The sequence below is a fragment of the Gilliamella sp. A7 genome (assembly GCF_002142015.1).
Classification (GTDB): Bacteria; Pseudomonadota; Gammaproteobacteria; order Enterobacterales; family Orbaceae; genus Gilliamella; species Gilliamella apis_A.
This window is the reverse complement of the sequence record NZ_NASN01000071.1, coordinates 1-8,093: the sequence shown is the minus strand read 5'-3', so window position 1 is coordinate 8,093 and position 8,093 is coordinate 1. Positions and strand designations below refer to the sequence as shown.

The following is an 8,093-nucleotide window of genomic DNA, read 5'->3' as shown; positions in this document are numbered from 1 at the left end:
CTCCCTTTACTGTCATTGGGATCTGTTTCATCTCGGTTTTTTCCTATTTATATAGTAAATAAAAAGAATAACAAATGTTCATCTTAATCAAATGAGAGAGATAAATTATTAATTTAGTTTGTTATTCTAATGTTAAAATGGGTTTTAGTTATATATTAACTTCAAAACAGGTTTAACAACAAATCATTTATAACAAAATCAAGTGCTATTTTAGTTAAAATCAGGTATCGTAATATAAATCCCAACCTTTTATTATAACTATTTAGCTTATTTATGAGACGATTACGATTTAGTTTAATCATCCTCTTTTCGATTTTCTGGTTGTTAATTGTAGTTGGCTATTTTTTGTTACAGACCAGTTTTGGTGCCAAAATAGTAAGCCAACAATTATCAAAGCTGGGAGCCTATTCTATTACAATTGGCAAAATAAATCATTCTTTTGCTAATTTTTATGAGTTAAGCGTTGATAATTTATTGGTAAAAAAGGATGAGCAAGAAGTTGCTAATATCAGTAAATTAATCGTTGGTTTTGATAAGCAAAATTTGTGGCAATACCATCATTTTAACTATATTTATGTCATTGATGGCAAGCTAAATGGTTCTCAAATCAGTCAATCGAATTTTACGGCCAATGTGTTACGGTTTTATAACACAACCTTAAATTTTTCGTTGAATAATTCTCAACAACCTTTGTTGTTACAACAAGTTAATGGTGGTATAAAACCGTTTGATTTATCGAGTAAACAACCATATCAATTCGATTTAACTGCCCAGCAAGTATTATTTAAGCAAATGGCTGTAAATAGTGTGTTACTGCAAGGATATTATCGTGATGGTATCACTTCACTTACTAATTTAGGTGGTAATATTGGTAATGGTTTTTTTGTTAGTAAATTAAAAATGCTAGCAGATGATAGTTTGGATATAGCACAATTAAAATTAAACAATATACATTTTAACGTCAATAATGAGACTGATTTAAACAGATATTTGTCTGAACTGCCAAAATTCAAATTACAAGAATTTTCAATCTTTGATAGTAATATTCAATTGCCTAATTTAACTATTGAAAAGGGTAATATAGACATAACCAATATTGATTATGATGATAATCAATGGCAGTTAAAACAAAGTAATTTTGTTATTAGTGCTGATAATGTTGTATGGTTTGATGAAAAACTTTCATCATTATTACTACAACTATCTTGTAAAGACGATGAAGTAGACATTTTAAAAGCGATCGCGGAGTGGAATGACGGTAATATCCGTTTAACTGGTAGCTGGAGAAATAATGCATTACATCTAAAAACATTATTATTAGCCAGTGTTAATTATCAGTTACCTGATAACTTCAAACAACGGTTATTACCGAGTATATTTAATCAAGTCGATATTGATCAGTTAACTGTTATGCCAAGTACGTTAATCAGCACTAAGTCAGATTATCCATTTAATCTCGCTAGCTTTAATGTTTCTGGAACCAATGTTAGGCTAGTGGAAGATAAAAGGATTGGTATATATTCAGGTTCGTTATTTTTTAAAGCTAATGATGCAACAATTAATAAAATTGCGGTTAAATATCCTAATTTATCACTCAGTTTTGATAGTCAACATCGGGCGTTATTAAGTTTTAGCGCATTAATTAATAATGGTAAACTTGACGCAATTGCAACGATAAATCCTTTGCAAACTGAGTTTGAATCATTGCATATTATTGCTAAAGGTATTACTAGTGAATTGCTAAATCAATGGCAGCTAGTCCAAACGCCACCAGAATCATCAAATTATCGTATTGATTTACATGGTGAAATTTCACCGTTTAGTCTATCGGGAACATTTTTTACTAACGATAATGAGTATTCTATTTATTCACAGCATTGATTTTAATAAAATTATCCTTATATCTGTTTTAAGATGTATTAAGTTTTAAATGAGGAAACGATGTATCTAGTAAGATTAGATAAATGGTTATGGGCGGCTCGGTTTTATAAAACTCGTTCCATCGCTCGTGATATGATTGATGGTGGTAAAGTCCACTATAATGGTCAACGAGCAAAGCCAAGTAAAATTGTTGAAGTTGGTGCTATATTAACCCTTAGACAGGGCAATGAACAAAAAACAATTCGTGTTTTAGCTATTAGTGATCAACGTAGGCCTGCTAGAGAAGCTGAATATCTTTACCAAGAGACCTTAGAAAGCATCACCAAACGAGAAAATATCGCTGAAGCTCGAAAACTTAATGCATTAACTATGCCGCATCCTGATCGACGACCAGATAAAAAAGAGCGGCGAACATTAATTAAATTTAAATATGATAGACAACAAGGCGACAAGAATTAATATGGATACTTTAAATCGGTTTTTATTTGATAATCATTCGGTTCGTGGTGAGATTACTCGGCTTGAAAATACTTACCAAGCAATTTTAGAAAACCATAATTATCCTATAGCGGTACAAAATTTATTAGGTGAATTGTTAGTAGCAACCAGTTTATTAACTGCTACTTTAAAATTTGATGGTGATATCGCGGTACAATTGCAAGGTGATGGCCCGCTGACATTAGCAGTAGTAAATGGTAACAATGAGCAGCAATTACGTGGAGTTGCTAGAGTTAATGGTGAAATAGCGGATAATGCTACACTTAAAGAAATGGTGGGTAACGGCTATATCGTCATTACCATAACACCTAAAAAAGGTGAGCGTTATCAAGGTATTGTTGGCCTTGAAAAAGATACTTTAATTGGTTGTATTGAAAATTACTTTATGCAATCTGAACAACTTCCTACCCGTTTATTTGTCAAAACAGGGGTTCATAATAACAAACCTATGGCGGCAGGTATTTTATTACAAGTATTACCTGCTAACGAAGATATTGAACAATCATTTGAACATCTCTGTGCATTGACGGAGACTATCACTAGTGATGAGTTATTCCAATTGCCAACTGATGAGATATTATATCGTCTTTATAATCAAGAAGAAGTTCGTTTATTTGAGACGCACGATATTGTGTTTAAGTGTGGTTGTTCTCGACAACGTTGCGAAGATAGCTTAATGACATTACCAGCTAACGAAGTTGATGATATTCTCAATGAAGATGGTGGTAAGATTGATATTCATTGTGATTACTGCGGTAAACATTATCTGTTCGATGCTATTGATATAGCAGAGCTAAGAAACAAGAAAAGTAATAATTATCATTGAGTTATAAAATAGCCACTAAGATTATTAAATTTTAGTGGCAAAGTGAAATATAAGGAATTAAACCCACAACTAATTTATCAAAATAATTTCAGCACACCAAATAAATATTATCGGTTTCGCATAACTTTTTTGTAAAATTATCTTTACAAACTGTCCGATTAATTCCTGAATATATTAAATCGATAATTTATTATTTTTATTAGTGTATTTGTACGACTAACTAATTGTCTGAATATTTTCCACAATGGCTGCATGTCCTAATACTTTCCAAGTTATATTGAAATGATACAGAGTAATCGCATAGCTTTGCTCATGAAGAATTTTTTGTTTATAAGCTGGTCTCGGATCTTGAGAAATAACTTGTTCGATTAGTTCGCTTAGTTGTGGATAATTCTGTATTTGGCTTCGTAAAAATATGTCAGCTTCAGATGAAAATGTTACTTTAAGTTTTTGTGTTGGAAGCTGTTGCGCATAACCAGCTATTGCCTCTGGATGGCTATCACAATAAGGTAAGTAAGGTTTTATATCAATTATTGGTGTACCATTAACTAGATCCAAACCGCCTAGTTTTAATATCACCTGCTTGTTTTCAATAATAATATCTAGTAATTCAACGACTGAGAGCCCAATATTATTGGGTCTAAATGGTGATCTTGTCGCAAATACACCTAAACTTTTATTGCCACCTAAACGCGGCGGACGGACAGTTAATTTCTGTTTATTAGCATCAATATGATGAAAATGAAATAATAACCATATATGTGAAAACTGTTCTAATCCCTTAATACTCATAGGATCATTAAATCTATCTAGCAAATGTAGTTCACCTTCAGCTGCTGTTACAAGATTAGGTTGGCGTGGTACAGCAAATTTTTCAGTATAGGGTGAGTGAATGATGCCAATTGGCTCAAATTGAGATGTCATTATTGAATTATTGTGTAATTGTTTTAAATGTCCTCCCATCGACAATAGTCGACGGGAGTAAGTTAATCATAGTTTGCGAATGTACTATTACCAACCACGAATAGCGCCACCTTTGAAAATTTCATCGGCTTTTTTAGCTACAGCATCAGTTTGGTATGCTTTAACAAAGTTTTTTACATTTTCATTATCTTTGTCAACCTCACGCGAAACAATGATGTTTACATAAGGTGATTCTTTATCTTCAACAAAAACACCATCTTTACTTGGGGTTAGATTTGCTTGTCCAGCAAAGGCATTGTTGATAATAGCTAAATCGATTTGTGAATCATCAAGTGAACGAGGAAGCATTGGTGCTTCAAGTTCTACAATTTTGTAATTGTATGGGTTACCAGTAATATCAAGTACAGTCGGTAGTAAGCCTTTTGCTTTATCGACAGTAATAAACCCTTCATGTTGTAATAAAAGTAATGCACGGCCTAAATTAGTAGGGTCATTAGGTATAGCAATGGTTGAATTAGCTGGAATAAAGAATGTTTCACCACGAGGAGAAGTTACTTTTACCCCTTCGCCTGTTTCACTGCTATTATCAATCGGTTTTAATTTGTGTGAATAACTTGCAATAGGGTAAACAAAAGAATTACCAACCACTGAGAGTTTATAGCCACGTTCTTTGATCTGTTCGTCTAAATATGGTTTATGTTGAAAAGCATTAATATCAATTAAACCATCATTTAAAGCTTGATTAGGTGTGACATAATCATTGAAAATGACAAGTTCAACATCCAAATTATAAAGGTTTTTCGCTTGTTGTTTAACTACTTCAGCTACTTCTTCTTCAGGACCCGAGATTACACCAACTTTAAGAGTTGTGACTTTAGTTGGGTCTGCTGGTTTGTTGTCAGTTGCAGTTGTTTGTTTGTTATCACAACCGGTTAAGAAAAATGCACTTACCAGTGTGGTTATTAGTGCTAATTTTTTTATAGACATAATTCTCTCCATGATTAATGGTGGGTAACGCGTTTAACAATATTATTGCCAATAAATTGAATCAAGAATACAAATATAACTAATAATATAACAACTGTGTTCATTATAGCAGGCTTATAACTATTATAACCATATTGAAGAGCAAGTTGGCCAAGACCTCCTGCACCTACCGCTCCACTTAAAGCTATGTAACCTGTTAATGTTATTAAAGTTATTGTCATGCTATTAATAATTATCGGCAATGATTCAGGAAGTAAAACTTTATAGATAATTTGTAATTGTGTTGCACCCATTGAACGAGCTGCTTCAATTAATCCTTTGGGAATATCAAGTAATGCATTTTCAATCATTTTTGCAATTAAAGGGGCTACACCAATACTTAGTGGAACTAAAGCACCTTGTCTTCCTAAAAAGGTACTTTGTCCCGTGGTAATTTCCATTACTTCCATTGTGAATGGTTTTATCCACACGATTAGTATAATGAAAGGAATGGCGCGAAATATATTTGTAACAAATGAAACTATATTATGAATAATATAGTTCTCAAGAATGTTACCCTTTCGGGTTACATATAAAATTACACCTAATGGCAGTCCAATCAGTATTCCATACAAGCCTGACAAGAAAACCATATAAATGGTGTCATCTGTTGCTTGTGCAATCTTAAATAGCATTGCTTCATTAAAGCCATTAAATGATGAACAAAAAGCAACAAAATCTGCCCAGAAACCATGTTGAGCTAAATAACGAAATAGTGATTCAAATGGTCTAAATGATGGAAGAAAATCAGACATAACCTAGCACCTCAACTTTAGTATTATTCTTTTCTAAAAACGCAATTGCCGATGCAGTACTTTTTTGTTTGCCTTTCATTTCTGTCAACATCAAACCAAATTTAACACCGCCAGCATAGTCCATTTGAGCGCTAATAATATTACTATCCACTTCAAATTCTTTCGCTATTTGCGACAGTAATGGTAAATCAACCGAAACGCCAGTGAACTCCATACGTACCAGCGGATTAAGTCCTTCTTTATGTTCTGGTGTCAGTCTTGCTAAATAGTCATCTGGAATTGTTAGATGCAATGTTGATTGAATAAATTGTCTTGCAATATCCGTATTTGCATGTGAAAACATCTCGCCAACTGAAGATTGTTCAACTAACTCACCATTACTAATTACAGCAACCTGGTCACAAATCTGCTTAACTACATCCATCTCGTGAGTTATTAATAAAATGGTTAAGCCTAGTTTTTGGTTGATATCTTTTAATAATTCTAAAATAGAACGGGTTGTCTCTGGGTCAAGAGCACTCGTTGCTTCATCACATAATAATACTTTTGGATCACTGGCTAATGCTCTAGCAATAGCGACGCGTTGTTTTTGTCCACCAGATAAATTCGCTGGATAAACATTCGCTTTTTCAATTAAACCAACAAGATCAATAAGTTCATTTACTTTTTGTTTAATGACTGCTTTAGGGGTTCTATTGAGTTCAAGAGGAAAGGCAATATTATCAAATACCGTTCTAGAAGAAAGTAAATTGAAATGTTGAAAAATCATGCTAATTTTTCGACGAACTTCAATTAACTTTCGATTAGATAAATGGGTGATATCTTGGTTATCGAAAAATATTTTTCCACTTGTTGGTTTTTCTAACAAGTTAACGCAACGTATCAATGTACTTTTACCCGCGCCGGATTTACCAATCACACCATAAATTTTACCTTCTGGGACATGTAGTGAAATGTCCTTTAAGGCATGAATAATGGTTTTATTTTGCTCAAATGTCTTTGAGATATGTTCTAATTTTATCATGATATATAACAACAAAAATCTGAATAGATAAATATTAAGACGTCTAGACATCTAAGTCAATCAATAATATCCTATATAAAGTTAGAAAAGAATCCATATAAAAGGAAGATGATTAAACATGAAACCAGCTATATTTTTAGATCGAGATGGGACAATTAATATAGATTATAATTATGTACACACTATTGATAAATTTCACTTTATTGATGGTGTGATTGACGCAATGCAAGAATTGAAAAAGATGGGTTTTCTATTAGTTATTACCACTAATCAATCAGGCATTGCTAGAAATAAATTTACTCAAGAGCAGTTTGATACCTTGACTGAATGGATGGATTGGTCGCTACAAGATCGTGGTGTTGATTTAGATGGAGTCTATTATTGTCCTCATGATCCGCTAGTGGATAAATGTGACTGTCGCAAACCAAGTCCTGGTATGATTCAATCTGCCGCTAAAGAACTCAATATCGATATTGCAAATTCTTATATGGTTGGTGATAGGGTTTCTGACTTGTTATCAGGAAAACGAGCTGGGGTTAAAAAAACAGTACTAGTTAAAACCGGCGATGAAATAACTGAAGAGGCGTTAGCGCAAGCAGATTGGTTAATTGATAGTTTAGCTGATTTACCGAAAAAGATTAAAGCAGGATTATAATAGAACCACAGCGTTTAATTTAAACGCTGTATATTTTTAATAATGATGAATGATGTGAATGTTAATTCGTAAAATGGTGTATTAATTAGTAATACAACTATATTCGTTATTCTATTTATAATGAGAGAATAACGAAAACAATAAAAATGTAAGACCATATAGCTGGATGTTCAAAAGCAAATGGTTATGGATATCGTTATTTAGTCAATATTTATTTTAAATTTTGCCGTTTGATTTTTCTTTTATTAAACAATTTAACTAACAAAATAAAAATTAAAAAGGTGAAATTGCTACAAAATGTATCATTTTAGTTTGTTTTTAGCTCATCTTGTGTAAAAAAAAGACAAACAAAAATAAATTTGCAATAATCACTTGCCAAAAAAAATGAAGTGCCTATAATGCGCATCCACTGACACGGCGTCAGCGACAAGCAGACAAAAGCAGTGTTAGTGAGCAAGATCAAAAATTTTAAAAAAAGATCTTGACGAATGAAAAGGTGTAGCG

8 protein-coding genes are annotated in these 8,093 nt (G+C 32.6%); 4 read left to right on the top strand and 4 right to left on the bottom strand.

The annotated features are described in order from the left end of the window. Positions 1–273 precede the first annotated feature (273 nt). The 3 genes from B6D18_RS11670 to hslO are packed head-to-tail and all read left to right on the top strand — an operon-like array spanning position 274 to position 3,205. On the top strand, positions 274–1,881 hold the full coding sequence (locus tag B6D18_RS11670; RefSeq protein ID WP_086364605.1) for a hypothetical protein: 1,608 nt from the start codon (positions 274–276) through the stop codon (positions 1,879–1,881). Between the two features lie 60 nt (positions 1,882–1,941). After that, positions 1,942–2,340, top strand: coding sequence for a ribosome-associated heat shock protein Hsp15 (hslR, locus tag B6D18_RS11665; RefSeq protein ID WP_065578171.1), 399 nt, complete (start codon positions 1,942–1,944; stop codon positions 2,338–2,340). Continuing rightward, positions 2,312–3,205 carry an Hsp33 family molecular chaperone HslO gene (gene hslO / locus B6D18_RS11660; RefSeq protein ID WP_086364604.1) on the top strand — a complete coding sequence of 298 codons (894 nt, stop codon included), beginning with the start codon at positions 2,312–2,314 and terminating at the stop codon, positions 3,203–3,205. Before hslR ends, hslO begins: the two co-directional genes overlap by 29 nt. Positions 3,206–3,421: 216 nt before the next feature. Here the strand turns inward: hslO and tsaA are convergent, their stop codons facing one another. From tsaA to metN, 4 genes are all read right to left on the bottom strand, one after another. After that, positions 3,422–4,132, bottom strand: a complete 711-nt coding sequence (gene tsaA / locus B6D18_RS11655; RefSeq protein WP_371328906.1) for a tRNA (N6-threonylcarbamoyladenosine(37)-N6)-methyltransferase TrmO — start codon at positions 4,130–4,132, stop codon at positions 3,422–3,424. 84 nt (positions 4,133–4,216) lie between these two features. Next, positions 4,217–5,116 (bottom strand): methionine ABC transporter substrate-binding lipoprotein MetQ, encoded by a 900-nt coding sequence (gene metQ / locus B6D18_RS11650; RefSeq protein ID WP_086364602.1) that lies wholly within the window; start codon positions 5,114–5,116, stop codon positions 4,217–4,219. Positions 5,117–5,130: 14 nt separating this feature from the next. Next, positions 5,131–5,790 carry a methionine ABC transporter permease gene (locus tag B6D18_RS11645; protein ID WP_086364606.1) on the bottom strand — a complete coding sequence of 220 codons (660 nt, stop codon included), beginning with the start codon at positions 5,788–5,790 and terminating at the stop codon, positions 5,131–5,133. Positions 5,791–5,902: 112 nt separating this feature from the next. Continuing rightward, positions 5,903–6,934, bottom strand: coding sequence for a methionine ABC transporter ATP-binding protein MetN (gene metN, locus B6D18_RS11640; RefSeq protein ID WP_086364601.1), 1,032 nt, complete (start codon positions 6,932–6,934; stop codon positions 5,903–5,905). A 118-nt stretch (positions 6,935–7,052) separates the two neighbouring features. On the opposite strand from metN, the gene gmhB reads away from it, so the two are divergent. Then, a complete protein-coding gene (gene gmhB / locus B6D18_RS11635; RefSeq protein ID WP_086364600.1) occupies positions 7,053–7,589 on the top strand; it encodes a D-glycero-beta-D-manno-heptose 1,7-bisphosphate 7-phosphatase in 537 nt (178 codons plus the stop codon). Positions 7,590–8,093: the final 504 nt, after the last annotated feature.

What these genes read in the sequence shown, in the direction of transcription:
- B6D18_RS11670 (WP_086364605.1), top strand. Translation starts at nt 274, where the DNA reads ATGAGACGATTACGATTTAGTTTAATCATCCTCTTTTCGATTTTCTGG.
- hslR (WP_065578171.1), top strand. Translation starts at nt 1,942, where the DNA reads ATGTATCTAGTAAGATTAGATAAATGGTTATGGGCGGCTCGGTTTTAT.
- hslO (WP_086364604.1), top strand. Translation starts at nt 2,312, where the DNA reads ATGATAGACAACAAGGCGACAAGAATTAATATGGATACTTTAAATCGG.
- metQ (WP_086364602.1), bottom strand. Translation starts at nt 5,116, where the DNA reads ATGTCTATAAAAAAATTAGCACTAATAACCACACTGGTAAGTGCATTT.
- B6D18_RS11645 (WP_086364606.1), bottom strand. Translation starts at nt 5,790, where the DNA reads ATGCTATTTAAGATTGCACAAGCAACAGATGACACCATTTATATGGTT.
- metN (WP_086364601.1), bottom strand. Translation starts at nt 6,934, where the DNA reads ATGATAAAATTAGAACATATCTCAAAGACATTTGAGCAAAATAAAACC.
- gmhB (WP_086364600.1), top strand. Translation starts at nt 7,053, where the DNA reads ATGAAACCAGCTATATTTTTAGATCGAGATGGGACAATTAATATAGAT.